General features: G+C 69.2%; 26 protein-coding genes. 14 read left to right on the top strand and 12 right to left on the bottom strand.

The features are described from left to right. Positions 1-526: 526 nt before the first annotated feature. On the bottom strand, positions 527-808 hold the full coding sequence (locus tag MYSTI_RS35930; protein WP_015352764.1) for a hypothetical protein: 282 nt from the start codon (positions 806-808) through the stop codon (positions 527-529). A 121-nt stretch (positions 809-929) separates the two neighbouring features. Beyond that, positions 930-1,319 carry a DUF1304 domain-containing protein gene (locus tag MYSTI_RS35925; RefSeq protein WP_015352763.1) on the bottom strand — a complete coding sequence of 130 codons (390 nt, stop codon included), beginning with the start codon at positions 1,317-1,319 and terminating at the stop codon, positions 930-932. Between the two features lie 91 nt (positions 1,320-1,410). Here MYSTI_RS35925 and MYSTI_RS35920 point away from each other — a divergent pair, with 91 nt between their 5' ends. Both MYSTI_RS35920 and MYSTI_RS35915 read left to right on the top strand, forming a co-directional pair. Beyond that, positions 1,411-2,007, top strand: coding sequence for a TetR/AcrR family transcriptional regulator (locus MYSTI_RS35920; protein WP_015352762.1), 597 nt, complete (start codon positions 1,411-1,413; stop codon positions 2,005-2,007). A gap of 103 nt (positions 2,008-2,110) precedes the next feature. Continuing rightward, entirely contained in the window at positions 2,111-3,247 is a 1,137-nt protein-coding gene (locus tag MYSTI_RS35915; protein WP_015352761.1) for a serine hydrolase domain-containing protein, read from the top strand. Positions 3,248-3,304: 57 nt separating this feature from the next. Here the strand turns inward: MYSTI_RS35915 and MYSTI_RS35910 are convergent, their stop codons facing one another. Further along, positions 3,305-4,732: a S8 family serine peptidase gene (locus MYSTI_RS35910; protein WP_015352760.1), complete on the bottom strand. Its 1,428-nt coding sequence runs from the start codon at positions 4,730-4,732 to the stop codon at positions 3,305-3,307. 281 nt (positions 4,733-5,013) lie between these two features. Between MYSTI_RS35910 and glgC the strand changes: the two genes are divergently transcribed. Then, positions 5,014-6,261 carry a glucose-1-phosphate adenylyltransferase gene (glgC, locus tag MYSTI_RS35905; protein ID WP_015352759.1) on the top strand — a complete coding sequence of 416 codons (1,248 nt, stop codon included), beginning with the start codon at positions 5,014-5,016 and terminating at the stop codon, positions 6,259-6,261. Positions 6,262-6,279: 18 nt separating this feature from the next. Here glgC and MYSTI_RS35900 read toward each other — a convergent pair whose 3' ends face one another. Beyond that, positions 6,280-6,981: a siderophore-interacting protein gene (locus tag MYSTI_RS35900; protein ID WP_015352758.1), complete on the bottom strand. Its 702-nt coding sequence runs from the start codon at positions 6,979-6,981 to the stop codon at positions 6,280-6,282. Between the two features lie 152 nt (positions 6,982-7,133). Here MYSTI_RS35900 and MYSTI_RS35895 point away from each other — a divergent pair, with 152 nt between their 5' ends. The 8 genes from MYSTI_RS35895 (at position 7,134) to MYSTI_RS35860 (ending at position 15,645) form a co-directional block, all read left to right on the top strand. Next, positions 7,134-7,937: an HmuY family protein gene (locus MYSTI_RS35895; RefSeq protein ID WP_015352757.1), complete on the top strand. Its 804-nt coding sequence runs from the start codon at positions 7,134-7,136 to the stop codon at positions 7,935-7,937. Further along, a complete protein-coding gene (locus MYSTI_RS35890; RefSeq protein ID WP_015352756.1) occupies positions 7,934-9,436 on the top strand; it encodes an MXAN_6640 family putative metalloprotease in 1,503 nt (500 codons plus the stop codon). The genes MYSTI_RS35895 and MYSTI_RS35890 overlap by 4 nt, the downstream gene beginning before the upstream one ends. A 170-nt stretch (positions 9,437-9,606) precedes the next feature. Next, a complete protein-coding gene (locus MYSTI_RS35885) occupies positions 9,607-10,692 on the top strand; it encodes a type III polyketide synthase (RefSeq protein ID WP_015352755.1) in 1,086 nt (361 codons plus the stop codon). Then, a complete protein-coding gene (locus tag MYSTI_RS35880) occupies positions 10,686-11,261 on the top strand; it encodes an isoprenylcysteine carboxyl methyltransferase family protein (RefSeq protein WP_015352754.1) in 576 nt (191 codons plus the stop codon). The genes MYSTI_RS35885 and MYSTI_RS35880 overlap by 7 nt, the downstream gene beginning before the upstream one ends. Beyond that, complete coding sequence (locus MYSTI_RS35875) at positions 11,254-11,532, top strand: acyl carrier protein (protein ID WP_015352753.1); 279 nt, start codon at positions 11,254-11,256, stop codon at positions 11,530-11,532. The genes MYSTI_RS35880 and MYSTI_RS35875 overlap by 8 nt, the downstream gene beginning before the upstream one ends. A gap of 20 nt (positions 11,533-11,552) precedes the next feature. Beyond that, positions 11,553-13,283 (top strand): fatty acyl-AMP ligase, encoded by a 1,731-nt coding sequence (locus tag MYSTI_RS35870; protein WP_044282502.1) that lies wholly within the window; start codon positions 11,553-11,555, stop codon positions 13,281-13,283. Positions 13,284-13,332: 49 nt separating this feature from the next. Further along, entirely contained in the window at positions 13,333-14,430 is a 1,098-nt protein-coding gene (locus MYSTI_RS35865) for an NAD(P)/FAD-dependent oxidoreductase (protein ID WP_015352751.1), read from the top strand. A 99-nt stretch (positions 14,431-14,529) separates the two neighbouring features. Then, the gene (locus MYSTI_RS35860; RefSeq protein ID WP_015352750.1) at positions 14,530-15,645 is read left to right on the top strand and encodes an MBL fold metallo-hydrolase; all 1,116 of its coding nucleotides are present in this window, start codon (positions 14,530-14,532) and stop codon (positions 15,643-15,645) included. Here the strand turns inward: MYSTI_RS35860 and MYSTI_RS35855 are convergent. Next, a complete protein-coding gene (locus MYSTI_RS35855; protein WP_233278068.1) occupies positions 15,635-16,903 on the bottom strand; it encodes a hypothetical protein in 1,269 nt (422 codons plus the stop codon). The two genes, MYSTI_RS35860 and MYSTI_RS35855, sit on opposite strands and share 11 nt — an antisense overlap. A 224-nt stretch (positions 16,904-17,127) precedes the next feature. Here MYSTI_RS35855 and MYSTI_RS35850 point away from each other — a divergent pair, with 224 nt between their 5' ends. Together MYSTI_RS35850 and MYSTI_RS35845 are read left to right on the top strand one after the other, a co-directional pair. Further along, positions 17,128-17,709: a regulatory protein RecX gene (locus MYSTI_RS35850; protein ID WP_015352748.1), complete on the top strand. Its 582-nt coding sequence runs from the start codon at positions 17,128-17,130 to the stop codon at positions 17,707-17,709. Positions 17,710-17,754: 45 nt separating this feature from the next. Next, entirely contained in the window at positions 17,755-18,471 is a 717-nt protein-coding gene (locus tag MYSTI_RS35845) for a hypothetical protein (protein ID WP_015352747.1), read from the top strand. Between the two features lie 14 nt (positions 18,472-18,485). Here the strand turns inward: MYSTI_RS35845 and MYSTI_RS35840 are convergent, their stop codons facing one another. After that, on the bottom strand, positions 18,486-19,388 hold the full coding sequence (locus tag MYSTI_RS35840) for a LysR family transcriptional regulator (RefSeq protein ID WP_015352746.1): 903 nt from the start codon (positions 19,386-19,388) through the stop codon (positions 18,486-18,488). An 89-nt stretch (positions 19,389-19,477) separates the two neighbouring features. Here MYSTI_RS35840 and MYSTI_RS35835 point away from each other — a divergent pair, with 89 nt between their 5' ends. After that, entirely contained in the window at positions 19,478-20,608 is a 1,131-nt protein-coding gene (locus tag MYSTI_RS35835; RefSeq protein WP_015352745.1) for an aldo/keto reductase, read from the top strand. Between the two features lie 9 nt (positions 20,609-20,617). Here MYSTI_RS35835 and MYSTI_RS35830 read toward each other — a convergent pair whose 3' ends face one another. The 6 genes from MYSTI_RS35830 to MYSTI_RS35805 form a co-directional block, all read right to left on the bottom strand. Beyond that, complete coding sequence (locus tag MYSTI_RS35830; protein WP_233278067.1) at positions 20,618-21,133, bottom strand: Uma2 family endonuclease; 516 nt, start codon at positions 21,131-21,133, stop codon at positions 20,618-20,620. A gap of 117 nt (positions 21,134-21,250) precedes the next feature. Next, the gene (locus tag MYSTI_RS35825; protein WP_015352743.1) at positions 21,251-21,841 is read right to left on the bottom strand and encodes a Uma2 family endonuclease; all 591 of its coding nucleotides are present in this window, start codon (positions 21,839-21,841) and stop codon (positions 21,251-21,253) included. A gap of 64 nt (positions 21,842-21,905) precedes the next feature. Beyond that, positions 21,906-22,643 carry an SDR family oxidoreductase gene (locus tag MYSTI_RS35820; protein WP_015352742.1) on the bottom strand — a complete coding sequence of 246 codons (738 nt, stop codon included), beginning with the start codon at positions 22,641-22,643 and terminating at the stop codon, positions 21,906-21,908. A 28-nt stretch (positions 22,644-22,671) separates the two neighbouring features. Further along, positions 22,672-24,063 (bottom strand): FAD-binding oxidoreductase, encoded by a 1,392-nt coding sequence (locus MYSTI_RS35815; RefSeq protein ID WP_015352741.1) that lies wholly within the window; start codon positions 24,061-24,063, stop codon positions 22,672-22,674. A gap of 13 nt (positions 24,064-24,076) precedes the next feature. Continuing rightward, a complete protein-coding gene (locus tag MYSTI_RS35810; protein WP_015352740.1) occupies positions 24,077-25,522 on the bottom strand; it encodes a UbiA family prenyltransferase in 1,446 nt (481 codons plus the stop codon). A gap of 84 nt (positions 25,523-25,606) precedes the next feature. Next, positions 25,607-26,650, bottom strand: coding sequence for a class I SAM-dependent methyltransferase (locus tag MYSTI_RS35805; RefSeq protein WP_015352739.1), 1,044 nt, complete (start codon positions 26,648-26,650; stop codon positions 25,607-25,609).

The raw sequence follows: 26,650 nt of genomic DNA, 5'->3' as shown, positions 1-26,650 counted from the left end.
TCCTGGCGGCGCGAGGTTTCGGCCGCCACCGAAGCGTCGGCGCCAGCCAGGCTCGAGCTGATGGCGGCAGGTGGTGCAAGCAGGAGCAGATGAGCGCCACCTGAGCCCTGAGGAGGGAGTCCCAGGTGCCTGCTTGCGCCCGCGCACGAAGCGGTCATCGACGGTCTGCCAGGGGCCATGGCGCGCGGGGGGCGGGGCGCCTTCGAACCTGGAGCCAGTGTTCGTCGATGCGTGCCGACAGGGGCTCGAGTGCATGGGGGTGCGCGGTCAGGCTCCCAGGGGCGACCTCCTCGAGGTTCCGCCACCAGGTCGGCACACGGATGGAGCCATGGGCGGTGCACCAGACCCACGAGCCCCCCAGCTCCCCGTCGGGGCGGCCATGGAAGTACACATGAACGGACTGGCGGGCGCGGAGCGGGCAAGTGGAGGGAAGGCTGTCGAGCGACCCGTCCAACCGGAGTCTTCCCAATCCATTCAGGCGCCGAAGATGCCTCCAGGAACCTGGGGGGCATCAAGAGGTGATTCCTCAGCCCGACAGGTGGTCGGAGAGCAGATGGAGGAGTGATGCCGCGCGGTCGAGGTCGATGGAGGAGCCGCGGTCCGGGTCGTCCAACAGCTTGCGGAGCTCCGCCAGGTCGTCGTGGAGCGAGCCCACTGCTGGCTTCGGGTCGTTCGTGAAGTCGACCCAGTCAGGAGCGGGAACAATCCAGTAGTAGTCGTGCGCCTGAGTGTCGAGCCTCTCGATGCCTCGCTGCCGAGCGAGGTTCAGCAACTGCAAGATGCACTTCTCGAAGTCGTCGAGCGTCATGTCCCTGGCCGCCCATCATGGCGGTGCCAGGGAGACCCGTCGAGGTCGCCAACGGGATGGGGACGCACCGGAACGTGCTGCTCCGCGTCTGGGGGCGACCCAGGGTGTCGGTGCTGGCGTCTCACCCGCGCGACTGCGCGACCACGAGCGAAATGGCCAGCAGCGGAGCCAGCCCCTGGACGAGGCTTGCCGTCAGGAAGCGGCGGTTGTTCGACACGAGGACCAGCGCCGCCAGCACCATGCAGGCGCAGCCGAAGACCACGGCCACCACCCCGGTGGCGGCCGAGCCCGTGTGCACCAGCCCGATTCCCACGAGCACGCCCAGCGCGAGGAACAGGTTGTAGAAGCCCTGGTTCAGCGCCATCGACTTCATGATGTCCGCCTCCGCCTGCGACTTCAGCCCGAAGCGCCGCCACACCTTCGGTCGCGAGAAGAGGATGCTCTCCATCACGAAGAACAACACATGGAAGAGCGCTGCGACGACGGCGAAGCCCTGCGCCAGTGGCGACATGGTGATTCCTCTCCGAAGATTCGTTATTCTGGACCACTCAGTTCGGAATCCATATTGAATCGTTCGGTCCAGAATAGTCAAGGAGGGTGGCGTGGCGCGGACGCGTGCGTTCGATGAGACGGAGGTGGTGCGCAAGGCGCTGGGTGTGTTCTGGACCCGGGGCTACGAGGCCACGTCGTTGGCGGACCTGGAGGAGGCCACGGGGCTGAACCGCTCCAGCCTGTACCAGGCGTTCGAGAGCAAGCGGGTGCTGTTCTCGCGGGCGGTGGCGCTGTACCTCCAGGAGGTGATTACGCCCCGGCTGGCCGTCTTCGCGCAGGGCCCCGCGGGGCTGGGGCAGGTGACGACGTACTTCGAGTCGCTCGCGACGACGATGGCCACCGCGCCGTCAGTCCTGACGCGGCGGGGGTGCCTGCTCGTCAACACGGCCACGGAATTGGGCGCGCATGATGTGGAGGCGCATCGCGCCGTGGAGGACTACCGGGCGCTCTTGCACGGGCACCTGACGAAGTCGCTGGAGGCGGCGGCCCGGGCGGGTGTGGTGCCCAAGAAGACAGTGGCCCGCCGCGTGGAGCTGCTGGTGGGGGCCGTCATCGGTGTCCTCGTCACCGCGCGGTTGGACCCGTCCGCCGCCGCGAAGCTCGCGCGCTCGACGGCGAACGAGGTCGAGTCCTGGGCGGAGGCGTAGCGAGGATGCGAAGGGCGTGCGGCCAGATGCCGGTCCTCCGCGTGTCTGGCTCCGACCTGGGGGGTGTGGGAGGGTGGCATTCCACCTCTGGACGATACGCCCGATGAACAAACTCTCCGCAGCCATTGCTGGACTGACGCTGGTGCTGGCCGCTTGCAAGACGACTGGCCCCGTGCCCGCCCGCGATATCCCCACGGCGATGGACCAGACCGCGACGACCCTGCTGCGGTCCAAGCTGCTGCACGCGACCTCCATCGCAGTGGTCTATCGCGGCGAGGAGTTCATCCTCCATCGGGGTGAGCTGGAGACCGGCAAGTCCCATCCGCCCGACGATTCGACGCTCTATGAGATCGGGTCGGTCAGCAAGACCTTCGCGGGCCTGCTGTTGGCAAACGCTGTCCTCGAAGGCAAGGCGACCCTCGAAGACCCGATACAAAAGTATCTTCCGTCCGCCTATCCGAACCTGCAGTCGGAGGGTGAGCCCATCCGCCTGCGCCATCTGGTCACGCACACCAGCGGCATGCCGGGGATGTTGCCGCTGCAAGCGAATGAGGTGTTGAAGGACTTCACCGCGCATGCCACCCCGGCAAAGCTCAATGCTGTCTATGCGGACTACGGGCAGCCACAGTTCTGGCAGGACCTGCACGGCGTCAGCATCAAGGGCCCGCTCGGCAAGGACTACGCCTACTCGAGCGCCGGCACCGAGTTGGTCGCGCACACCCTCGAGAAGATCCACGGGGCTCCCTACGAGTCGTTGCTCGCGGAGTTCCTGGCTCGGGAAGCGGGGATGCACGACACGTGGCTGCGGCTGCGTGCTCAGGACGCCCACCGTCTGGCGCCGGGCTACCACAGCGACAATCCGGTCGGCACCACACCGATGCCACTGCTGCCTTGGGGGGCGGCGGGAGCCTTGAAGACGACGATGCCGGAGATGGTCAAGTACCTGCGCTTGCAGTTGAGCAACCATCCCGCGGTGACCGAGTCACACAAGCCGCTGGTGCGCTTCGCGGAAGACTTCAGCATCGGCTATTTCTGGAACATCGGTCAGAGCCGCCAGCTGGGCACCCACTACGTGCATCACGGCGGCGTGCCGCGCGCGCAATGCTATCTCTACATCGTGCCGAAGTATCAGCTGGGGGTGTTCATCATCACCAACCAGAGCGGCGATGCGACCGCCAACGCCATGGAAGCCGCGCTGGCGCCCCTCTTCGACAGGGTTGAGTCCCTGGAGGCGCGCTAGCTCATCGACGGGCGGACTCCCCGAGGGTCGAAGGAGTCCGCGCGAGGTCCCCGGCTGCTACTGGATGGGGAAGCAGCGGAACGTGCTGCTCCGCGTCTGGGCGCGACCCAGGGCGTCGGTGATGGTGACGCTCGCGGTGGTGTCCGTGCCCGGTGTGCAGACGCCGCGCGCGGTGTCGGTGCGGGTCAGGTCCATGGGCAAGATGCGCGAAGGCTCGACCGCCGTCCATGCGCCGGTGAAAGGCGCAAGACCGCCGGTCTTCCGGACCTCGCAATTGAACCCGCCTCCGCCCTGGACGCTCCTGCACGACAGCGTGATGTCGAACAGGGAGGCGGAGACCGCCGCGTGGGCATCCAGCGTCTTGGGCGGGCAGACCGGCCCGGTGCACGGAATGACCCAGCGCCCCGTCGAGGTGAGGACGGTCTTGATCTGCGCGGGCGTGAGCGACGGATTGCGCGTGCGCATCAAGCCGATGGTCCCCGCCACGTGTGGCGCCGCCATCGACGTCCCCGCCCAGTGTCGATAGCAGTGCACCCCCTGGCTCGTGGTCCACGACGACACGACACCGTGCGTGCCGATGCCGCGCGTCTCCTCCGGGTCCGTACAGCCGATGAGCGCGCCGAAGCCCGCCTCCCCCGTCTTGGCATAGGGGCTCGTCCGGTACTCATCGCCTCCAGGCGCCCCGATGGTGACGCCCGGGCCCTGCGCTGAATACGACTCGTAATCGCTCTTCTCGTTCACGGCCGCCACCGAGATGACGTTCTGGCAGGCGCCCCACAGGTAGTTCGCGAAGTTGCTCGTGGGCATGGCGCTGTCGCGGTTGCCCGCGGCCACCACCACCGGCACGCCCGCGGCCACCGCGGCATTCACGGCCGCCTGCAGATCCGCGGGGCAGGGGGCCGGGAGGTTCCCCAGGCTGATGTTGATGACGGACGCGCGCGCCGACGCCTGCACCACGTTCCCCGCCCCGTCGTTCACCGCGTAACCCGCCGCGTAGTAGATGCCTCGCGCCATCACCGTGGTCAGCGGGTCATTCGCCCCCGGCGCCCCCGCGGAGATGCTGCCTCCCGCCTGCGCGATGCGCACCGGCACCAGCAGGCATCCCGGGCACACGCCCACGCCCCCCAGGCCGTTGTTGGCCGAAGCGGCGAGGGTGCCCGCCACATGGGTGCCATGGTGATAGGTGCCCACGTCCGTGGTGTTGAAGCGCCCCTCGACGAAGTCGTAGCCCTCCAACCACTTGTTGATGAGGTCCGGGTGCTGCGTCTGCCCGCTGTCCAGCACCGCGATGGAGGTGGTGCGGAACCCCTGGGTGAGGTTCCACGCCTGCGGCGCGCGGATGAGCTCGTAGTGCCAGCGCTGGCTGTTGAACAGCGGGTCGGACGGCTCCAGGGCCTGCTGCGCCCGGCCCATGGGCTCCGGGGTGGGGGACACCTCCTCGGGAGCGCCGCACGCCACCAGCGCCCCCAGGAGGACGGTACTCATCGAAGGAACGAAGACACGACGAAGCAAGGACCCATGCGACACGACTGCCTCCAGGGACACCACGTCACCGCTGATGGATTGAGAACGGCCCAGGCGCGACGACGGCGGGAGCCGGCCCCGTCCCCCACCGCCAACGCTCCTTACGGCGCCACCGCGAAAACCGGTTGATGCCCCGGGTAACTCTCGCCTCCAGGCGAAGACCCACCTCGTGGCGCGCCGCGAAAACAGACAAGGGCGCGGGGCCCCCCTATGCTGGGGGCCTCGGAGGAACACACGTCGGCATGGGTACGCGCATCCTCGGCATGGTGCTGGCCGGAGGCCAGGGAACCCGGTTGTCCCCCCTCACGCAGCGGCGCTCGAAGCCAGCGGTCCCCTTCGGGTCGAAGTTCCGCATCATCGACTTCGCGCTCAACAACTTCATCAACTCGGGCATCTACTCCGTCTACGTCCTGACGCAGTTCAAGGCGCAGTCGCTCACCGAGCACATCCAGCGCGGCTGGCGCTTCGGCTCCGTGCTGCTGTCGGACTACTTCATCACCCTGGTCCCCGCGCAGATGTACCTGTACGAGGAGCTGGGGCCCGTCTGGTACCGAGGCACCGCGGACGCCATCTACCAGAACATGCATCTGGTGGAGAACCACCGCCCCGAGCACCTGGCCATCTTCTCCGGCGACCACATCTACAAGATGAACGTGGCGCACATGCTGGAGCAGCACGAGGCCCAGCGCGCGGACATCACCATCGCCGCGTACCCCACGCCCGTCGCGGACGCGCACCGCTTCGGCATCATGCAGGTGGACGAGCGCGGCCGCGTGACGGAGTTCCAGGAGAAGCCCAAGAACCCCAAGTCCATCCCCGGCCGCCCCGACACGGCGCTCGCGAGCATGGGCAACTACATCTTCCGCAGCAAGGTGCTGGCGGAGTTGCTGGAAATCGACGCGAAGACCGAGGGCTCCCAGCACGACTTCGGCAAGGACGTGCTGCCCCGCGCGCTGCGCGACGGCTACCACATCCACGCCTACGACTTCGCCAAGAACCCCATCCCGGGACAGTCGGGCCCCAACACCTACTGGCGCGACGTGGGCACGCTGGACGCGTACCACGAGGCGTCCATGGACCTGGTCTCCGTCAACCCGGAGTTCGACATCTTCAACGCCGAGTGGCCCCTGCGCACCGGCAGCGAGTTCAGCCCTCCGGCGAAGTTCGTCCACGAGTCCGGCGAGCGCGTGGGCCGCGCGCTCAACTCCATGGTCGCGGGCGGCTGCATCATCTCCGGCGGCGTGGTGCGCGAGAGCATCCTCTTCCGCCGCGCCCGCGTGAACAGCTACGCCAGCGTGCAGCGCTCGGTCATCTTCGACGAGGTGGACATCGGCCGGCATGCCCAGGTGAAGAACGCCATCATCGACAAGGGCGTGCGCGTGCCGCCCAACACGAAGGTGGGCTTCGACCTGGAGGCCGACCGCGCGCGGGGCTTCACCGTCACCGAGAGCGGCATCGTCGTGGTGCCCAAGGGCTACCGCTTCGAATAGGCCCCCGAGCGCGCGGCCTCACAGCCCGCGCTTGCCGTCCGCCCAGTACGCCTTGGAGCGCAGCGAGCGGCGCGCGCAACCGTGCCGCTCCAGCAACTGCTTCCTCAGCGCCACGATGGAGCCCGCATGCCCGGCCAGGTAGCACGTGGCGCCGGGCAGCACGTTCTGCTCCAGCCACGCGCTCAGCGCCTCGCCACGGGAGGCCCGCCGCGCCACGGCCGTCAGCGGCACCCCCGTCCGCGCGAGCCAGTCCTCCGCGCCCGGCGCCACCTCCACCGCTCCCAGCAATCGCAGCGGAGAGGGCAGCGCGCGAATCATCGCCTGGAACAAGCCCAGACACGTCTCGTCCCCCAGGAACAGGTGCGCGGGCGCGTCCGCGTCCACGCTCAGCCGGCCTCCAGGCCCCAGGATGTCCACCGCGTCCCCCGGCTCGAGCGCCTCCGCCCAGGCGCTGCCCGGCCCCTGGCCGTGCAGGTAGAAGACGACCTCCAGCACTCCACTCTCCACGTCCCACAGCGACGGCGTGTAGTGCCGGAACTCCGTGGGACTCACCCGGAACTCCACCTCCTGCCCGGCCTCGTACGAGACGCCGCGCAGCGACGCGCCCTCGAACCGCACGCGCCGCAGTCCAGGAGCCAACGTCTCCACCCGAGAGACGTGCGAAGGCTTCGCGAACCAGGGCATCAACGTGTTCGCGAGGACCGCGGGCATCTCGGGCATGGGCTGACTCCGTACGGGGCGTAGGTGTTCATTCTTCAATATTGAAAATGAGAATCGTTATCAAGTAGAAGCGGTCTCATCGAGTGAGCGCCGGGTCCCTGGACGGGGTGCCGGCCACCTCACGAAATCCAAGCAGGGAGAGGGGCACGAAGATGATGAGTCAGACCGAGCAGGTGTTGCCCAAGCACACCGGGAATCAGGGCCTGTGGGTCCTGGTCGCGGTGGCGATGTCGCTGGCGCTGATGGCGAGCTGTGGCGACGACGAGCCGAAGAACGAGCCGGAGCCGGACGCGGGCTCCAAGGTGTGTGACCCGAGCCAGGTGCGCTGCACCGAGCAGACCATCGACAAGCTGAGCCTGCGCTCCGTGGTGTCCACGGGCGAGGTGCGCGAGGAGGGGACGACGTCGGGCGAGTTCCTCACCTACGTGGACTCGCGCGCGGGCGGCCTGCAGCCGACCATGTCGTATACGTACCTGCGCTTCACCTCGACGGGGCTGACGCAGGTGCAGGTGCATGACCAGGCGGCGCTGAGCTCCACGGAGTGGGACATCGCGGTGCGCCGCTACACGGTGCGCGTCAACAGCGGCACGTCCGGCCCGTCGTGTGTCGCCGCGGCGAGCCTGCCGCAGGGCACGGCGTTCGCCTCCGTGACGTCGGTGAGCGCGGGCCTGTCGTTCCAGACGGAGCGCTGGTTCGACGACGCGTGCACGCTCATCCCGGACAACTCCGGCCTGAACGGGCCCGCGACGGTGCTGGGCGGCTTCTGGACCTACCAGAGCTGTGTGGCCATGACGGGCCAGGTGTTCGTCATCCGGCTGGCGGATGGTCGCCACGTGAAGCTGGAGGTGATGGGCTACTACGAGCCGTCCGCGCAGCAGGTCTGCAACCAGACGGGCTCCGTGCCGCAGCCGAGCGGCTCCGGTCAGATTCGCATCAAGTGGGCGTTCCTGCCATGAGGTCCGGGGCGTGGCTTCTGGTGTTGTCCGTGGGCTGCGGCCCGGTGCTGCCGGAGCGTGAGCCACACGAGCGGCACGACTCCCTCGCCGAGGCACGGCAAGGGCAGTCATCGGGAGCGCGCCCCACCTCGCCCCAGGCGGTGCCGCCGAGCTTCTCCGCGGACGAGCAGGTGGAGTCGGTGGTGTCCCCCGAGGGGCGCTTCCGGGTCCACTTCTCGCGCGGAGGGCCCAACGCGGTGCCGCCGGGGGACGCGGATGGAAACGGGGTCCCCGACGCGGTGGAGGTCGTGGGACGCACGTATGACCAGGTGGCTCGCTTCTACGAAGGGCTGGGCTTCCTGACGCCCGGCGACGACGCGTCGGTGGGCGCCGACAACGGCGGAGACGGGCTGTTCGACGTGTACCTGGTGGACTTCGCGGGCCGCGCGGATGGCGCCTTCCGCCTGGACGCCTGCGTCGGAGAGGGCCAGCGCTGCGTGGGGCACATGCTCCAGGAGAACGACTTCGCCGGTTACAACTATCCGTCCTACGAGAAGGCGGTGCGGATTCTCGCGAGCCACGAGTTCTTCCACGCGGTGCAGGCCGCGTATCGGCCGGGACTGGGGAGCGTGGCGTCGGAGGGCTCGGCGGTGTGGGCCAGCGAGCGGTTCGACGCGTCGCTGGATGACCTGGAGCACTTCTCGTCGGCGTACCTGAAGTGGACGGACCGCAGCCTCGTGCAGGACCCCCCCGGGCCCGCCGCGTCGTTCAGCTATGGCGCGGGCCTCTACTTCCAGTACCTGGGCGAGCGCTTCGGCGATGCGGCCCTCTTGTCGCTGTGGCGCGACAGCCTCACCTCGCCCACCGCTTCATGGCCCGTGCTGGTGGACGCGTTCCTGCGCCGCGAGGGGAGCCTGGACTTCGACACGGCCTTCGTGGAGTTCTCGCGCTGGAACCTCTCCACGGGCGCCCGCGCGCGCCCAGGTGACGGCTACGCGCGGGGCGGCGGCTACGACGGCCTGGCGCCCTCACCCCGGACGCTTCCCTCCCAGGAGGCCGACGTGCGCCTGACGACGGCGTCCGCGCGCTACTTCCAGGTGCCGGGGGGCTCGGCGGAGGTGCTGGCCGCGTATGAGCCCCGGGCGGGCGAGGACGCATCAAGGCTGCACCTGCTCGTCGCGGCGGTGACGGACACCCAGGTGCTGCGGGTGTCGCGCGCGGACGGGCCCGGCGCGCTGTCCGCGAAGGTGGCCGCGGCGGACGCGACCCACGTCGTGGTGGCGCTGGTGGACGGGCGTCACGAAGGTGTGGGCCGCTATGGCGCGCTGTGCCTCACGGCGGAGGCGTCGGGTGCGCCGTGTGTGGGGAGCACACCAGAGCCCGAGACTCCGCCTTCGGACGCGGGAGGGTGTGGCGCGGCGCCCGGGGGAACGGGTGGGGCCGCGTGGCTGTTCGGGCTCCTGCTCGTCGCGCGGTGGGCGTCTCGGACCTGGGTTGGAGGAGGCGTGTCCTCCGTGTGACACGCGGGTGTCTGCTTCTTCTCCTCAGGGAGGAGGAGGTCGTCGTCCGTGTGACAGTGACCCGGTCATCGGGAGTCAGGACTCGTTCAAGTCGCTGCAACCCATATCGCGTCTGTCTCGGGTTCCGATTATGCGTGTGAATCTGACCGCATCACGGACCCGAGACGCTCATGCACGGCACCCCAGTCCAGGACCACCGTTCTCCCTTCATTCGATACGTGGCACGGGCGCTCCCGCCTCACTACGCCTCTCAAGAGCAGCTCATCGAGGCGCTGCGGGGAGTGTGGGCCCAGCGTCACTTCAACATCGAGCGATTGGAAGAGTTGCACCGGGCCGTCCAGGTGGGAGGCCGCCACCTGGCGGTCCCGCTCGAGACCTACCCCTCGCTGGAGACCTTCCAGCAGCGCAATGACACGTGGATTCGCGAGAGCACGGTGCTCAGCGAGGCGGTGGTGCGGCGGGCGCTGGAGGGCGCGCGGCTGACGCCCGCCGACGTGGACCACGTCTTCTTCATCACGGTGACGGGCATCTCCACGCCCAGCATCGACGCGCGGTTGGCCAACCTCCTGAGCTTCCGCGAGGACTTCAAGCGCACGCCCATCTTCGGGCTGGGGTGTGTCGCGGGCACGGCCGGCGTGTCGCGGGCGGCGGACTACCTGCGGGCCTTCCCCACGCACACGGCGCTCGTCGTGTCGACGGAGCTGTGCTCGCTGACGCTGCAGCGCGAGGACCTGTCCATTCCCAACATCATCGCCTCGGGGCTCTTCGGTGATGGCGCGGCGTGCGCGGTGCTGCGGGGCGCGGAGGCGCCGGAGCCGAAGGGGCCTCGGGTGGTGGCGTCGCGCTCGGTGTTCTACCGGGACACCGAGCGCATCATGGGCTGGGACGTCGTCGACTCCGGCTTCAAGGTGGTGCTGTCCGCGAAGGTGCCCCAGCTGGTCAAGGACCACATCCGGGGCAACGTGGACGGGTTCCTCGCGGCGCACGGGTTGAAACGCGAGGACATCCGCCACTGGGTGGCACATACCGGCGGGCCCAAGGTGCTCCAGTCCTTCGAGGAGGCGCTGGAGCTGCCCTCGGATGCGCTGGCGCGCTCGTGGGCGTCGCTGCGCGAGGTGGGGAACCTGTCCTCGGCGTCGGTGCTGTTCGTGCTGGGGGAGACGCTGGAGAAGGCGGGGGCGAAGCCCGGGGACTACGGGCTGATGATGGCGCTGGGGCCCGGCTTCTGCGCGGAGATGGTGCTCCTCCAATGGTGACCCCGACCGAGGTCGTCTTCCTGGGGTACATGGGGCTGCTCGTGCTGGAGCGCCTGGTGGAGCTGGTGCTCTCCAAGCGCAACGCCGAGTGGGCCTTCGCGCGCGGCGGGGTGGAGACGGGGCAGGCGCACTACCGCTTCATGGTGGTGTTCCACACCGCCTTCCTGGCGGCCTGCGTGGCGGAGGTGTTCCTCTTGCACCGGCCTTTTCCAGCGACCCTGGGCTGGGTGGCGTTGGGCGGCGCGGTGCTGGCGCAGGGGCTCCGCTACTGGGCCATCTCCACGCTGGGCGAGCGGTGGAACTCGCGCATCATCGTCGTGCCGGACCTGGCGCCGGTGGAGGGGGGCCCGTATCGCTTCCTGCGCCACCCCAACTATGTCGCCGTGGTGCTGGAGTTGGCGTGTGTGCCGCTCATCCACGGGGCCTGGTGGACAGCGGCGTTCTTCTCGCTGGGCAACCTGGTGCTCTTGTCCGTGCGCATTCGCGCGGAGGAGGCGGCGCTGGGAGAGGCGTATGCTCGGGCCTTCGCACATCGTCCTCGTTTTCTTCCGGAGGTGCCCCGTGGCTGAGCTCGAACAGGAGGTCCTGGCGGAGGTTCGCCGCATCGCCGCTGATGAACTGGAGTGGAAGGGGGGCGTGGAGCTGGAGCACGACCTCGTCGGTGACCTGCAGCTCGACAGCCTGGGGCTGACGGTGCTGGCGGTGGGGCTGGAGAACCGCTTCCGCATCCGGCTGTCGGAGGAGGACTCGCAGGGCATCCGGACGGTGGCGGACCTGACGCGGCTGGTGGAGCGGCGCGTGCTGGCCAGCTCACGCATGCAGGCGGAGGCTCGCACGTGAGAGGTCCGACCTTGCCGTCGATGAAGTTCCCCACGGTGAACGTGATGCTCGCGGAGGCCAGCCGGTCGGAGTTCGGGCTGATTTTCGTGGACGCGGCCGAGCGCGAGGAGGTGCTGCCCTTCTCGGAGGTGTACCGACGCGCGCGGCGCACGGCGGCGGGCCTGGTGCGGTTGGGGCTGCGCGAAGGGGAGCGGGTGGCGCTGATGTTGCCGACCTCGCCGGCCTTCATGGACGCCTTCTTCGGGGTGCTGCTCGCGGGCGCGGTGCCGATGCCGCTGTACCCGCCGGTGCGGCTGGGGCGGCTGGAGGAGTACCACCGGGCCACGGCGCGGATGCTCCAGGTGACGACGGCGAGCCTGGTGCTGACGGACGCGCGCGTGCGGCTGCTCCTGGGGCCGAGCGTGGAGAAGTCGCGCCCCCGGCTGGGCTGCCACACGGTGGAGGACGTGTCGCGCGGGGACGACCTGTACGATGCGAAGGTGGCGCCGGAGTCGCTGGCGCTCATCCAGTTCTCCTCGGGCTCCACGGTGGACCCGAAGCCCGTGGCGCTGTCGCAGGCGGCGGTGATGGCGCAGGTGACGGCGCTCGAGGTGGCCATCCCGCTGGAAGACGGCGCGCCGCGCGTGGGCGTGAGCTGGCTGCCGCTGTACCACGACATGGGGCTCATCGGCTGTCTCATGTCCGTGCTGCACTACCCGGGCAACCTGGTGCTGATTCCGCCGGAGGCCTTCCTGGCGCGTCCGTCGCTGTGGCTGCGCGCGGTGTCCCGGCACCGGGGCTACATCTCTCCCGCGCCGAACTTCGCCTATGGCTTGTGCTTGAAGCGGGTGAAGGACGCGGAGATGGAGGGCGTGGACCTGTCGTCGTGGAAGCACGCGCTCAACGGCGCGGAGCCCGTGTCCGCGGAGACGCTGCAGCGCTTCGTCCAGCGGTTCGAGCGCTGGGGCTTCTCCGCGCGGGCGCTGCGGCCCGTGTATGGGATGTCGGAGGCGTCGCTGGCGGTGACCTTCCCGCCGAGAGGGCGAGGGCCTCGCTCGCTGGGCGTGGACTCCGGGGTGCTCGCGCGCGAGGGCCGCGTGGAGAGCGGCTCGCGGGCGATGGTGAGCGTGGGCTCCCCCGTGGCGGGCTTCGAGGTGGAGGTCCGCGACGAGCAGGGGGGCCTGCTGCCCGAGCGGCGGCTGGGGCGGGTCTTCACGCGGGGACCATCGTTGATGATGGGTTACTACGGTGACGCGGTGGCGACGCGGCGCGCGCTGTCCCTGGATGGCTGGCTGGACACGGGGGACCTGGGCTTCGTCGTGGACGGGGAGCTGTACCTGGCGGGGCGCGCCAAGGACGTGGTCATCATCCGCGGGGCGAACCACGCGCCGCAGTCGTTCGAGGAGCCGCTCCAGTCCGTGGAGGGCGTGCGCCTGGGCTGCGCGGTCGCGCTGGGCTTCACGCCCGAGGACAGCGAGGACGAGGCGCTGCTCATCCTGGCGGAGCGCTCCGGGCCGGAGGGCGGGCCGGAGGTGGAGGAGCGCGTCCGCGCGGCGGTGGTGGCGGCGACGGGCGTGCGGCCTCACACGGTGAGGATGCTGGAGCCCGGGACGCTGCCTCGGACGTCGAGCGGCAAGCTGCGTCGGGGGGAGGCCCTGCGCCGCTACCTCGCGGGTGAGCTGCTGCCGCCGAAGAAGGTGGGCATGGTGGGCATGGCGGTGGAGATGGCGCGCAGCGCGCTGGCCATGGCGCGGGCGGAGCACGAGACGTGAGGCGGGCGTCGCGCGCTCGAAGGGGCACGGTGCCCGCGGAGCCATTCCGATGAAGCGCTATGACGTGGCCGTGGTGGGCGGTGGGCCGGCGGGGCTGGCCGTGGCCACGCATGCCACGATGCGAGGGCTGAACACGGTGGTCCTCGAGCGGGCCGCGTTCCCCGCCGACAAGGCGTGCGGCGAGGGGCTGATGCCCACGGGCCTGGCCGCGCTGGAGCGGCTGGGCGCGCTGTCGCATCTGGACCGCGCGGACAGCGCCCCCTTCGTGGGCATCCGCTACGTGCAGGAGGACGGCAGCACGGCGGAGGGGCTCCTGCCCGGGCCCGGTGGCCTGGGGGTGCGCCGCGTGGCGCTCGCGAAGGCGCTGGTGTCGCGAGCCCGTGAGGTGGGAGTCGAGTTGCGAGAGCGCACCCAGGTGCTGTCGCATCGGCGTGGCGAGACGGCGGTGACCTTGGAGACCGCCGAAGGCCCCGTCGAAGCCCGGATGTTGGTGGCCGCGGATGGGCTGGGTTCCCCGCTGCGGAGGGCGGAAGGACTGGAAGTCGATGCACAGGGTCCCCGGCGCTTCGGGCTGCGCCGGCACTTCCAGCTTCCGCCGTGGTCGCCCTTCGTGGAGGTCCACTTCGCCGAAGGGGTGGAGGCCTACGTGACACCCGCGGGCAGCCGCCGGGTCGGGCTGGCCTTCCTGTGGGAGGACGGAGGGGTGGAAGGACGCGTGGCCTTCGACACCCTGCTCGCGCGCTTCCCTCGGCTGGCGGAGCGCCTGCTCGTCGCGCCTCCGGACTCGCAGGTCCGAGGTGCGGGGCCGCTGGCGCGGGTGGCCCGGGTGCGGGTGGCGGACCGCTTCGCGCTGGTGGGGGACGCGGCGGGCTACGTCGACGCGCTCACTGGCGAAGGGCTGTCCCTCGCGTTCGCGTGCGCGGAGTCCTTGGGCACGCTCTTGCCGGATGCGCTGGCGAAGGGGGCGACGCGGGACGTCCTGCGGCCGTACGAGCTGCGCTTCCAGCAGGTGTTCCGCAAGTACGCCTGGGCCACGCGGGCCCTGCTGGTGCTGGCGCGGCGGCCGGGGCTTCGCCGCCCCCTGGTCCGGCTCCTGGGGCGCAATCCCTGGATGTTCGAGCGCATCCTCCGCGCCGTCGTCGCCTGAGTCACGGCGACATGCGCTCCCGGGCTCCAGCCGTTACGATGGGGCCTTCGCGCGTCCTGGCCGGAGGAGGCGCGGTCACCTCGATGGAGCGTCGTTCGCATGCGCCTGGACCGCCAGTTCCCCGCCTCGACGGTTCGCCTGTTGTGCCTGCTCTGGTTCGCGCCGCTCGCGGGGGGCTGTCTCTTCGCGGGCCCGAGCCACCAGGGCCCCGCGACGAAGCACTTCGACGGGGAGAAGTTCCACAACCTCGGTGACGCCCCCTCGTTGACGATGCCGGAGTTGGTGTCGGCGGCGCTGAAGGAGCCTCGGGGACTCTGGCGCGAGTACGAGGACCTCCCGCCCGGCCGGCCTCCGCCTCGGCGGGTGGGGCCCGGGAAGCTGCGCGTGACGCTCATCAACCACGCCACGGTGCTCCTCCAAGCGGACGGCGTGAATGTGCTGACGGACCCCATCTATTCGGACCGGCCCAGCCCCGTGCCCTGGGTGGGGCCTCGGCGGGTGCATCCTCCCGGCATCCGCTTCGAGGACCTTCCTCCCATCGACGTGGTGGTGGTGAGCCACAACCACTACGACCACATGGACCTGCCCACGCTGCGGCGACTGGAGGAGGCGCACCATCCGCGCTTCATCGTGGGCCTGGGCAACAAGGCGCTGCTGGTGGACGAGGGCTTCCGGAACGTCGAGGAGCTCGACTGGTGGCAGTCCACGGACGTGACGCCGGAGATGAAGGTGACGGCGGTGCCCGCGCAGCACCGCTCCAACCGAGGGCTCACGGACATGGCGGAGACGCTCTGGGCCGGCTACGTCTTCTCCACCACGGGGGGCCCGGTGGTCTTCGCGGGGGACACGGGCTTGGGTCCGCACTTCGCGATGGTGGCGGCGCGCTTCGGGCCCATGCGCCTGTCGGTGCTGCCCATCGGCGCGTTCCGCCCGCGTGTCATCCACAAGGTCCACATGGGGCCCGAGGACGCCTTGCAGGCGCACAAGGTGCTGCGCTCCTCCACGTCGGTGGCGATGCACCACAACACCTTCCCGCTCGCGTTCGACGGGCAGGACGAGGCGAAGTTCCTGCTGCTGCGGCTCCTCGCGCGTGAGGAGGTGCGCCCCCGCTTCTGGGCGCTGGGGTTTGGCGAGGGCCGCATGGTGGAGCCGCTGCCCTCGACGTCCGCGGCGGTGGCGGAGATGTGCGGCGGCCCGTCACCTGTCAGCGATTGAAGGGGAACTCCTGGACCCAGTTGAAGCCTCGGCCGACGAGGAGGAACTTCGACGCGGTGTCCACCTTGCGCAGCTTCACCTCGATGGTCGCGCCCTCGTAGGGGCCCTTGAGCACGAGGTGCTCGGCGTCTGGCTGCTCGACGGCGAGGACGAGCTTCGCCGCGTCCGGCTGGCGGCCCTCGGCGAGGGTGAAGGACTTGCTGCCTTCCTCGTAGGTGCCGAAGTAGCGCTTGCGTGAGTCGTCCATCTTCCGCACCGTCGGGCCGTGGCGGTTCACGATGAAGGCGCGCCAGCGGTGGGTGTCACCGAGGAGGGGCGGGAGGACCTGCCCGTCCCTCGTGAAGGACTCCACGTCGTAGAACCCATACAGCGGGGGATGGGGCGCGGCGTCGCCCCACTTCTCGGACATGGACAGGTTCTGGCTGACGCTGGAGTAGAGCATCCAGCCGATGAAGACGGCCTTCACGCCGCGAAGGGCCCAGGTGACTCGGGAGGAGAAGGTGAAGGGCGTGGCGAGCACGGTGGGCTGGGTGGCCCGGTTGAAGACGAGCACGTCCGCGAGCCGGCGGAGGTCGGGCAGCAGCAGGAAGACCGCGAGCGAGACGAGCAGGGAGGAGTAGAGCTTGACCGGGACGTCGTAGAAGAAGTTGAGCGCGACGACGTTGACCATGACGCCGATGACGACGAGCGCGCCGAGCGTCGTGGTTCGTCGGAAGAAGAGCAGCAGTCCTCCCAAGGCCTCCGCGCCTCCGGTGAAGAGGTTGTAGCCCGGGGAGTAGCCCATGAAGGTCCAGAGCAGCCCCATGGGGGACAGGTCGCCCAGGGGCTGGGTGAGCCGCTCCAGGTTGGGGAAGGGGAACTGGGTCTTGATGACCTTCGCGAAGCCATAGGACAGCATGGAGACGGCCAGGATGTAGCGGACGTAGACGCGCAGGAAGTCGTGGGCCTTCACGTAGTCCGTGCGGCGCCGGTCGATGAAGGACCAGACCCCCGCGACGAGGAACGAGAGCGTGAGCATGAAGGCCAGGTGCGCGTAGTCCACGGCCTTGTCGCCGCTGCCACTGGGGCCCGTGGGGACCACCAGGTCATGGCCGAACACATGCCTGGCCAACCAGACCTCGAGGGGCTGCCAGAAGCTCTTCGGAGGGAACGGCAGGTGGTACAGGAACAAAAAGGCGAAGACGAAGCGGAAGCCGTAGCGCCGCGCGAGGCTCCAGGGTTCCACCTGCGGCGTGGAGGGAGCGGGCGGGGACGTCACGGGAGCCGGGGGCTCGAGTGGGGCTGGGACAGGGGCAGCGCTGGTCATGAGGGCCTCTCGCGGAAAGCGAGCGTAGCCAGCGAGCCCTGGAGTGCCCAAACGGTGCTTGCCCGGCGAAACAACGCGCTGAGTCGCGTGGGGTTGACCGCTCGTGGGGTGGGATGTGCGAGGGCGTGCGCTTGGGACGGGGCCGTGTCGGACTCCCCTGGTAGATAGGAGCCCTCGTGGAAGACGACCGGACCGGACAGGACAGCAGGCCCCTCAGGAAGCAGAAGCGACCCCGGAAGGTGTCTCCCCGCTACCTGGAGAACGCGGCGCTGCACTACTTGAAGCGCTATGCCTCCACGGTGAGCCAGCTCAAGCGCGTGCTCGTGCGCCGCGTGGACCGCTCCGTGAAGGAGCATGGGGGAGACAAGGCGGAGGCGCTCGGGTGGATTGAGGCGCTGACGCAGAAGCTGGTGCGCAACGGGCTCATCAACGATGACGCCTATGCGGGGATGAAGGCGCAGTCACTGCGCGCTTCGGGCCGCAGCACGCGGGTGATTGCGCAGAAGCTGCGGATGAAGGGCGTGGGCGCGGAGCTGGTGCAGCGCAAGCTGGCGCAGGCGACGGCGGAGGTCTCCGACGAGCAGGCGGCTCGCATCTGGGCGCGGAAGAAGCGGCTGGGCCCGTTCCGCAAGAACCTGGAGACGCGCGAGGAGAACCGCAAGCGGGACCTGGCGGCGCTCGCACGCGCGGGGTTCTCGTTCGGGATCGCGAAGAAGGTCATCGACGGGACGCTCGACGAGAGCGTGCGGGAGTCGTGAGCCTTCCGTGAGGATTCAGTGCGGTGGGATGGGCAGGCTTGGTGCATGGGTTCGAGCTGGGTTCGTCTGTGTTTCATCGCGTGGGTGCTGGGGGGCTGTGCGGCCCGGCAGTCTGTTCCCTGGGGGGCGGACTACGACGCGGCCTTCTGGCGGTACTGCACCTCGAAGGCGGAGCGGCCATTGCCCTTGCCCTCGGTCATCCCAGAGGGTGCCCTGGCGGTGTCCTTCAAGATGGACCTGGTCGCGGGGCGGCCGGACCTGCGCTCGGACAGATTCAAGCGGTGTGTCTTCTCCACCATCCTCTACACCATGGGGGAGCGCGGCTTGTGGCCCGCGGGATGGGACTCCGAGGTCTATCGCTTCACCTGGAGCCCGTCCTTCAGTGCACCTCTGATGATTCGCGTGGAGCGGCGGGGGGCGGTGTATGTGCTGCACGCGGAGCATCTGGGTGGCTATGCGAGCTGGCTGGACGCACCCAGGACTCAGCGCTCCCGTCTGCTCTTGCCGAGCGAATGGAACGAGCTCCATCGCAAGTTGCAGGCGTTTTCTTTCTGGACGCGTTCGAGCAGGCCGAGCGCGCCGTATGGCGTCGAGTATCTCGATGGCGCGGACTGGCTGCTGGAGGGTGTTCAGCGTGGCCGCTACAAGGCCTATCTCGTCTGGTCTCCAGACGATAAGGGCCAAGGGGGCGCGTTTCGTGAGGCCTGTTTGTATCTGCTGGAGTTGTCGGGGCTCGCGATTCCTCCCACGGACTTCTACTGAGGCTCGGCACGGGTCTACTTCACCGGGAGGAGCTTGCGCGCCAGGTTGATGAAGGCGCGCAGGGGCGGTGAGGCGCGGGCGCGGTGGGGGTAGTAGAGGAACAAGCCGGGCACGGAGGGCGTCCAGTCCTCCATCACGGCTCTCACCGCGCCCGAACTCAACGCGGGCTCGGCTTCAATCTCCGCGAGGTACGCCAGCCCCACGCCGGCTATCGCCATGCGCAGCATGAACTGGGCATGGTCCGCGACCAGCGGTCCCTTCACGGGGACCCGCAGCTCGCGGCGTCCTCGCTCCAACTCCCAGTGGTAGAGCAGTCCCGTCGTGGGGGCTCGGAAGCTGATGCAGTCGTGGTGCTCCAGGTCTTCGGGCCGCGTCGGGGTGCCTCGCTTCTTGAGGTACGCGGGCGAGCCGACGATGACGAAGCGGAAGGGCGGCGTGAGGCGGACCTGCACCATGTCGCGCTCGACGGACTCGGTGAGGCGGATGCCGGCGTCGAGGCCCTCCTGCACGATGTTCACGAACCGGTCGGAGACACGCACCTCCACGCGGACGTGAGGGTGCTCCTGGATGAAGCGGGGCAGGACGGGCTCGAGCACCGTCGAGATGGACGTGACGGGGACGGTGAGCCGCAGTGTGCCCGTCACCTCGGAGGTATCTGCGGACAGGTGGTCGAGCGCACTGAGCGCCGCCTCCAGGCCAGGCCCGGCGCGCTCCAGCAATCGCTGCCCCATGTCCGTGAGTGACACGCTGCGCGTGGTCCGAGACAGCAGGGCTCCTCCCGCGCGTTCCTCCAGGAGTCGCACGGTGTGGCTCACGGCGGAGGTGGAGACCCCCAACTCCTTCGCCGCGCGGGTGAAGCTCTTGTGTCGGGCGACGGCGATGAACACGGCCAGCTCATTCAGGGGCGTCAGGGCCATTGTTAAAGGCTCCTCAACAGTGTTTGAACATTCTGCCCCTTTCTCGAAGAGAGTGCGCGGCGCATGTTGTGTCCATCACGGAGGCACGGATGGCGCACATGACGACGAACACGACGAAGCGCATCGACTCGTTGGCCCGGTATCACCTGCTGGGGCGCTCGGGGCTGAGGGTGAGCCCGTTGGCGCTGGGGACCATGACGTTCGGCACGGAGTGGGGGTGGGGGAGTCCCAAGGAGACGGCGCACAGGCTGCTGGCCCGCTACCTGGAGGCGGGTGGCAACTTCCTCGACACGGCGGATGGGTACACGGGTGGGACGAGCGAGGAGTTCATCGGGGACTACTTCGCGAAGCAGGGCGGGCGTGACAGCGCCGTCATCGCGACGAAGTTCACCATCAACACGATTCCCGGGGACCCGAACGCGGGAGGCAATGGACGCAAGAACATCCATCGCGCGCTGGAGGCGTCGCTGCGCCGGCTGAAGACGGACTACGTGGACCTCTACTGGCTGCACGCGTGGGACGGCATCACTCCGCTGGAGGAGGTGATGCAGACGCTGACGGACCTCGTGAGCGCGGGGAAGATTCGCTACCTCGGGCTGTCGGACGTGCCGGCCTGGTACTTCGCACGGGCGCAGACGTTGGCGGAGCGCCAGGGTTGGGAGCGGGTGGTCGCGCTCCAACTCGAGTACTCGCTGCTGGAGCGCAACATCGAGCGCGAGCACATCCCCGCCGCGCTGGAGCTCGGGGCGAGCATCACGCCGTGGAGTCCGCTGGGCTCGGGGATGTTGTCGGGCAAGTACACGCGAGAGGGGCTCACGGCGAAGGGGGAGGGTCGGCTTCCGGCCATCCAGGGAGGAGGAAACCCGGGTCTGGAGAAGCTCTTCACGGAGCGGAACTGGCGCATCGTCGACACGTTGCTGGAGGTGTCACGAGAGCTGGACCGGTCTCCCGCGCAGGTCGCGCTGGCATGGGTGGCGCGGCGGCCCGGGGTGGCGTCGACCATCATCGGCGCGACGAAGCTGGAGCAGCTCGAGGCGAACCTGCACGCGCTGGACGTGGAGCTTCCGCCGGCACAAGCGGCCCGACTGGAGGCTGCCAGTCGCCCGGAGCTCGTCCACCCGTACATCTTCTTCGAGGACACGTTCTACAGCGGGGGCATGTTCAGCGGCGGGACGTCCATCCGCGCGGAGCCGACCTGGTTCCGCCCGGCGGCGCGCTGAGGGGCGTGCTCAGTCGGAGTGCTGGAGTGAGCGCCAGAGCCATCCCCAGCGCAGCTCGACATCCTCGAAGGGTGGGATTCGGATGAGGGAGTCCCCGTCGGTGTAGACGCCCAGCTCGGCCCATTGTCCATCGCGCAGCTCGCTCACGGTGAGCGTGCGAGAGACCATGTCGATGAGCCACAGGTGGCGGATGCCGAGCCTCGCGTAGAACGGGCGCTTGATGTTCAGGTCATAGGCGCGAGTCGACGGCGAGAGGATTTCGCAGACCCAGTCGGGATGGAGGGTCCACTGCCGCTCCGGGAGCGTGGCGACACGTTCGCGTCGCCACCCCGCGAGGTCTGGAACGAACTCGGGCGAGCCTGCTGCTCGCACACCGGGCTCGACCATGAGCCACCAGCCGCCAGGACCGGGGTTGCCGAGCTGGAACGGACCATCCAGCTCGCCAAACAATCTCAATCCCAGATAGACATGTCCGCCGTCAGGGCGGGCATGTGTATACAGCGCACCCTCGATGATCTCGCCCACGACGCCCTCAGGCAGAGCCTCGATGTCGGCGAGGGTCGCAACCCTGTTCAGCGACTGTTTGCCGTAGGCCATGCCTCGAGTGTGGAGAGAGCAAGGCCCCCTGACAAGCCAGCGCAGCTACCGGGCGTCGGACGGCTCCACGAGAGGCCAGAGTTCCCCGAGCCGCAGCTCGACTTCCTCGAACGGCGCGGCACGGACGACATCGTCGTCACCGTACACACCCAGCTCGGTCCAGCGGCCCTCGCGCAACTCGCTCACGGTGAGCGTGCGCGACTCCAGGTCGATGAACCACAGATGCCGGATGCCGATGCGTGCGTAGAACGGGCGCTTGATGCGCTGGTCATACCCACGCGTCGACGGTGAGAGGATTTCGCAAGCCCAGTCCGGAGCCAGTCGCCATGAGGTTGCTGGCAGCCGTGCGATGCGCTCCTTCCGCCACCCCGCGATGTCTGGAATGAACTCCGGTGAGTCTTCCAGCTCGATGCCGGGCTCTACCTGAATCCACCAGCCCCCGGGCCCACTGCGCCCTTGCTGGAACTGGCTCCAGAGCACGGCATGCAAGCCCCCCAAGATGTCCATATGCCCAGGTCTTGGCTGGGCATGCACATACAACGTCCCATCGATGATCTCGCCCACGACGCCCTCAGGCAGAGCCTCGATGTCGGCGAGGGTTGCGACGCCCTCTGTTTCGCGTTTGCCGTAGGCCATGCCTCGAGTGTGGAGATAGCAAGGCCCCCTGACAAGCCGCGCCGCTGCGAGCGGACGTCTACAACTAGAGCTTCAACTTCTTGAACACGGATTCCGGGATGCTCTTGATGATGAGCATGATGAGCGCCCAGATGCCGGGGACGTAGACCTCGTTCTTGCGCGAGTCCGCGGCGCGCAAGAGTCCTCGCGCCACCTTCTCCGGCGACGCGAACAGCTTGTTCTTCGGCAGGTGCGCCGTCATCGGTGTGTCCACGAAGCCCGGCTTCACCGTCACCACCGCCACGTTGGACTTCGCCAGGCGGTTGCGCAGGCCCTGGAGGAACACGTTCAGCGCACCCTTCGACGCGCCGTACACGTAGTTGCTCTGCCGGCCCCGGTCTCCCGCCACCGACGAGATGACCACCAGCGTGCCCGCCTTCTGCGCCTCGAACCGGTTGGCCAGCGGCGTCAGCAGCGACACGGCGCTCATGAAGTTGGTGCGCAGCACCGCCTCCGTCGCCGTCCACGTGGCCTGCGACTCCGCCTGGTCTCCCAGCACGCCGTGCGCCAGCACCACGCCATCCAATCCACCCAGCGCCTGATACGCCCCCTCCACCAGCGCCTCATGCGTGGCGAAGTCGTTCAGGTCCACCGCCTTCGACTCCACCTTCGCGGCGCCCCGCGTGGCGGCATCCTTCGTCACCGCATCCAGGTTCGCCGCGTTGCGACCCACGAGGTACAGCGAGGCCCCTCGCGCGGCGAGCAGCCGCACCGTGGCCTGGGCAATGGCGCTGGTGGCGCCGAGGACGAGCACTTTCTTCATGGCTTGAGGAATCTCGGAAAAAAAGAGGTCAGCGAAGCGCCAGCACGGACTGCGGTTGCGGAGCCCCCAAGGCTCGCTCGGACTCCAGCGAGAAGGGCAGGCTCACCGGGTGCATCCGCCGCCAGAACGACGAGGAGAACGCCGGGTCGACATACCCCGCGAACTCCGTGTGGCGCGGGAAGTACGCCGCGAAGCTCTCCGGGCTCATGCGCGCATCCTTCGCCGGATACACCGCGCCCCCCGCCTCGCGCGTCACCCGGTCCAGCTCCTCCACCAGCCGGTACGTCTTCTCTCCCCGGTTGGCGAAGTCCATGGCCAGCGTCACGCCCTTGCGCGGGAAGGACAGCCAACCCGGAGAGGGAATGTCTCCAAACGTCTTCAACACGGACAGGAAGCTGGGCAGGCCCCCCCGCGAACTCCGCTCCAGGATGTCCCTCAGCGCGTCGCGCGCCGTCGAGTACGGCACCACGCACTGGAACTGGAGGAAGCCTCGGCTGCCGTAGATGCGGTTCCACCCGTAGATGGCATCCAGCGGATAGAAGAACGGGTCGTAGTGCGTCAGCCGCTGCTTGGGCTTGCCGTTCTGCCGGTGGAAGTACAGCCAGTTGAACGCGGACACCGTCAGCCGGTTCAAGCAGAACGACGGCATGTCCATGGGCACCGCCAACCCGATGCCGTGCGACAGGTGGCTCTTCGCCAAGGGCAGCCCGTCGAACTGCGGCGGCGCGAAGTTGCCTCGGTACAACAACCCGCGGCCCAGCTTCTTGCCGCGCGCCAGGCAGTCCACCCACGCCATGGTGAACTGGTGGTCCGCTTCCGACTCGCGCGCGACGACGAGGAACTCATCCAGGTTCGCGAGCGGCACCGTCTCCTGGAGCACGTACGGATTGCTGATGGGCTTGAGCTGCACCTCCGCCCACGTGATGAGCCCCGTCAGCCCCAGGCCGCCGATGGTCGCGCCGTACCAGTCCGGGTTCTCGTCCGGCGAGCAGATGCGGCGGCTGCCATCCGAGCGCACCAACTCGAAGCGGCGCACATACCGGCCGAAGGTGCCCGCGCAGTGGTGGTTCTTGCCATGCACGTCGTTGGCGATGGCCCCGCCCACCGTGACGAACTTGGTCCCCGGCGTCACCGGCAGGAACCAGCCGCGCGGCGCGCCCAGCCGCAGAATCATGTCCAGCGAGACGCCCGCCTCGCAGCGCACGATGCCCGTCGCCGGGTCGAAGTCGATGAACCTGTCCAGCCCCGAGGTGAGCAGCAGCGTCCCGCCCCCGTTGAGGCAGGAGTCGCCATAGCTGCGCCCCAGCCCGTGCGGCAGCACCGGGCCGGACACCTCCGGCAAGGCATCCGAGCGCCACGTCAGCGCCTGCGTGCGCTGCTCGACTCGGGGGTAGCGCCCCCAGGACTCCAATGACTTCATCGAGGAAGACCTCTCATGTGGCCGCCCACAACACCAGCGCCGCGACGGCCCCCACCGCGTAGCTCACCCGGTCCTTGAGCGCGAAGACGAGCGGATCCTCATTCACCTCGCCCCGGTGGGCCAGCACCCAGACCCGCCCCACCCAGTAGAGCATCACCGGGCACAGCAGCCAGAGCCGCTCGGGGTGGTCGTAGTACGCCGTCACCTCCTTGGAGGAGATGTAGAGCGCCAGCACCAGCACGGACACCTGTCCGGCCGCGGCGCCCAGGCTCGCGAGCTGCTCGTAGTCCTGCGACAGGTAGCCGCGCCCGTGCGCGGACGTCTCGTTGGACTGGCGCAGCCGGCGCACCTCGCTCAGCCGCTTCACCAGCGCGAGCGAGAGGAACAGGAACATGCTGAACATGAGCAGCCAGCTCGACGTGGGCACGCCCACCGCCAGCGAGCCGCCGAAGATGCGCACCGTGTACAGGCCCGCCAGCACCAGCACGTCCAGCATCACCACCTGCTTGAGCCGCAGCGAGTACGCCAGTGTCAGCGCGTAGTACGCGGCCAGCAGCGCCCCGAAGGCCGGCGGCAGGAGCAGACACACCGCGGCGCCCGCGATGAGCAGCAGCGGCGCCAGCACCACGCCCACGCTCACCGGCAGCGTGCACGCCGCGAACGGGCGCTTCTTCTTCGACGGGTGGCGCCGGTCCGCTTCCAGGTCCAGCATGTCGTTGAGCACGTACACGCTGGAGGCGCACAGGCTGAACGCCAGGAAGCCCAGCGCCGCCTGCGTGAGCAGGTCCGCCGAGGCCGCCTTGTGCGCGGCCAGCATCGGCACGAAGACGAGCGCGTTCTTCGCCCACTGGTGCACGCGCAGGGCCTTCACCCAGACGCGCGGGCTCCGGGCGGGCTTCTCGAACACCCGCGCGACGGGGCGTCCCAGCCCCTGGGCCTGCTTGAGCACGCCCGAGGGGGCGTTGACCACGACGACCTCGCGCGACTCGCGCCACAGCGGCAGGTCCACCGAGTCATTGCCCGCGTAGTCGAACGTGCCCAGCGCGGCCTTCAGCTTCGCCAGCTTGCGCGTGCCGGACAGGTTCTCCGTGCCGTTGCTCGCGTGGACCTCCGAGAAGAGGCCCAGGTGCGCGGCCACCGCGTCCGCGATGCGCTGGTCCGCCGCCGTGGCCAGCACCAGCTTGCGGCCTCGCGCCTTCTCCTCGTGGAGGAACGCGAGCAGCTCTTCGTTGTACGGCAGGTGCCGGGCGTCCAGCGCGGCCCGCCGGGCGACCTCCGCCTTGAAGTACGCCTTCCCCTTGAGCACCCACAGCGGCAGCAGGAACAGCAGCCAGGGCGCTCGCTTGAAGAGGACGAGCAGGTTCTCGTGCAGCGTGTCGGTGCGCACCAGGGTGCCGTCGAGGTCGACGGCGAGCGCCACGTCAGCTGGGCTTGCGGAAAGAGAGGATTCAGGACGCATGGGAAACGGGCGGCGGAAGCTAGCCTATCGGGCCCCCCGAGAGGGAGGACGGAATGCAAGCCCCACCGCCCGCTGGGGGACCGGTCAGTCGAGCCGGGCGATGAGGAGCGTCTGGAGGGGGAGGTGGCGGATGGGCCGGCTGCTCTCGATGCGGTAGCCCGCGTCGTCCAGGAAGCCCTCCACCTCGGCGGGCGTGTAGGCGGCCGCGCCGGACGTCACGAAGTAGTGCAGGCCGATGAGGGGCGCGGAGCTGGTGGGGGCCTGGACGTCCTCGCGCAGGTACTCCAGCACCGCCAGGGTCCCCTTGGGGGCCAGCGCGCCCCGGATGCGGCGCAGGAGCGCCACGTTCTGTGCGGGCGTCAGGTGGTGCATCACCTGGAACAGCAGCACCCCGTCGTGGATGCCCCCCAGGTCGGCGGTGAGGATGTCCCCGGACTGGTGGGTGACGAGGTGGCTCAGCCCCGCGGAGGCGATGATGTCCCGGCCCACGCGGGCGCTGCCCTCCAAATCCAGCACCGTGGCCCTCAGCCCCCGGTGCCGCTGGCACAGTTCCGCCGCGTACCAGCCATGCGCGCCGCCCAGGTCCAGCAGGTTCCGGGCGCCTCGGGGGAGGGGAATGGCCGCGGCGACCTCCGGGGCCGCCAGCCGGGCGAGCTGGTGCATGGCGTGGATGTAGTCGCGCCAGCGCGGGTCCTCCGGGGCGAAGTCGTGGATGTCCACCGCCTCGCCCGAGCGCACCACGCCCTCCAGCCCCGTCCACCAGTCCCACTGCGCGTAGTTGAACTCCAGGAAGGCCCCCACGTACTGGGGCGAGCGCGGGTCCAGCCACCGCTTCGAGCGGGACGCCAGCCGGTAGCGGCCATCGCGCTGCCGCTCCACGGCCTCGCACGCCACCAGCGCCTCCATCAGCGAGCGCGTGCCTTCCGCCGACAGCTTCAGCCGCGTCGCGAGCGCCTCGGACGTCGCGGCCCCGTCCGCCAGCGCCTGGTACACGCCCAGCCGGACGCCGGCCATCAGCGTGCGCGACGCCATCATCCCGAAGAACGCATGGGCCAGGGGCTGCGGCGCCAGGTTGAACCAGTCCGCGACGCGCTCCAGCAGGTTGTCCGCCTTGAGCCCCAGCCTCAT

The organism is Myxococcus stipitatus DSM 14675, from assembly GCF_000331735.1.
GTDB lineage: Bacteria > Myxococcota > Myxococcia > Myxococcales > Myxococcaceae > Myxococcus > Myxococcus stipitatus.
The sequence above is the reverse complement of the archived record's forward strand: the minus strand, read 5'-3'. Positions and strand labels throughout refer to the sequence as shown.

Bases quoted from the DNA above. Each gene is read 5' to 3' on its own strand.
- MYSTI_RS35840 (WP_015352746.1), bottom strand. From the start codon at position 19,388: ATGGCCCTGACGCCCCTGAATGAGCTGGCCGTGTTCATCGCCGTCGCC.
- MYSTI_RS35845 (WP_015352747.1), top strand. From the start codon at position 17,755: ATGGGTTCGAGCTGGGTTCGTCTGTGTTTCATCGCGTGGGTGCTGGGG.
- MYSTI_RS35870 (WP_044282502.1), top strand. From the start codon at position 11,553: ATGAAGTTCCCCACGGTGAACGTGATGCTCGCGGAGGCCAGCCGGTCG.
- glgC (WP_015352759.1), top strand. From the start codon at position 5,014: ATGGGTACGCGCATCCTCGGCATGGTGCTGGCCGGAGGCCAGGGAACC.
- MYSTI_RS35910 (WP_015352760.1), bottom strand. From the start codon at position 4,732: ATGAGTACCGTCCTCCTGGGGGCGCTGGTGGCGTGCGGCGCTCCCGAG.
- MYSTI_RS35835 (WP_015352745.1), top strand. From the start codon at position 19,478: ATGGCGCACATGACGACGAACACGACGAAGCGCATCGACTCGTTGGCC.
- MYSTI_RS35815 (WP_015352741.1), bottom strand. From the start codon at position 24,063: ATGAAGTCATTGGAGTCCTGGGGGCGCTACCCCCGAGTCGAGCAGCGC.
- MYSTI_RS35805 (WP_015352739.1), bottom strand. From the start codon at position 26,650: ATGAGGCTGGGGCTCAAGGCGGACAACCTGCTGGAGCGCGTCGCGGAC.
- MYSTI_RS35930 (WP_015352764.1), bottom strand. From the start codon at position 808: ATGACGCTCGACGACTTCGAGAAGTGCATCTTGCAGTTGCTGAACCTC.
- MYSTI_RS35925 (WP_015352763.1), bottom strand. From the start codon at position 1,319: ATGTCGCCACTGGCGCAGGGCTTCGCCGTCGTCGCAGCGCTCTTCCAT.
- MYSTI_RS35825 (WP_015352743.1), bottom strand. From the start codon at position 21,841: ATGGCCTACGGCAAACGCGAAACAGAGGGCGTCGCAACCCTCGCCGAC.
- MYSTI_RS35865 (WP_015352751.1), top strand. From the start codon at position 13,333: ATGAAGCGCTATGACGTGGCCGTGGTGGGCGGTGGGCCGGCGGGGCTG.
- MYSTI_RS35890 (WP_015352756.1), top strand. From the start codon at position 7,934: ATGAGGTCCGGGGCGTGGCTTCTGGTGTTGTCCGTGGGCTGCGGCCCG.
- MYSTI_RS35880 (WP_015352754.1), top strand. From the start codon at position 10,686: ATGGTGACCCCGACCGAGGTCGTCTTCCTGGGGTACATGGGGCTGCTC.
- MYSTI_RS35900 (WP_015352758.1), bottom strand. From the start codon at position 6,981: ATGCCCGAGATGCCCGCGGTCCTCGCGAACACGTTGATGCCCTGGTTC.
- MYSTI_RS35895 (WP_015352757.1), top strand. From the start codon at position 7,134: ATGATGAGTCAGACCGAGCAGGTGTTGCCCAAGCACACCGGGAATCAG.
- MYSTI_RS35810 (WP_015352740.1), bottom strand. From the start codon at position 25,522: ATGCGTCCTGAATCCTCTCTTTCCGCAAGCCCAGCTGACGTGGCGCTC.
- MYSTI_RS35885 (WP_015352755.1), top strand. From the start codon at position 9,607: ATGCACGGCACCCCAGTCCAGGACCACCGTTCTCCCTTCATTCGATAC.
- MYSTI_RS35860 (WP_015352750.1), top strand. From the start codon at position 14,530: ATGCGCCTGGACCGCCAGTTCCCCGCCTCGACGGTTCGCCTGTTGTGC.
- MYSTI_RS35820 (WP_015352742.1), bottom strand. From the start codon at position 22,643: ATGAAGAAAGTGCTCGTCCTCGGCGCCACCAGCGCCATTGCCCAGGCC.
- MYSTI_RS35915 (WP_015352761.1), top strand. From the start codon at position 2,111: ATGAACAAACTCTCCGCAGCCATTGCTGGACTGACGCTGGTGCTGGCC.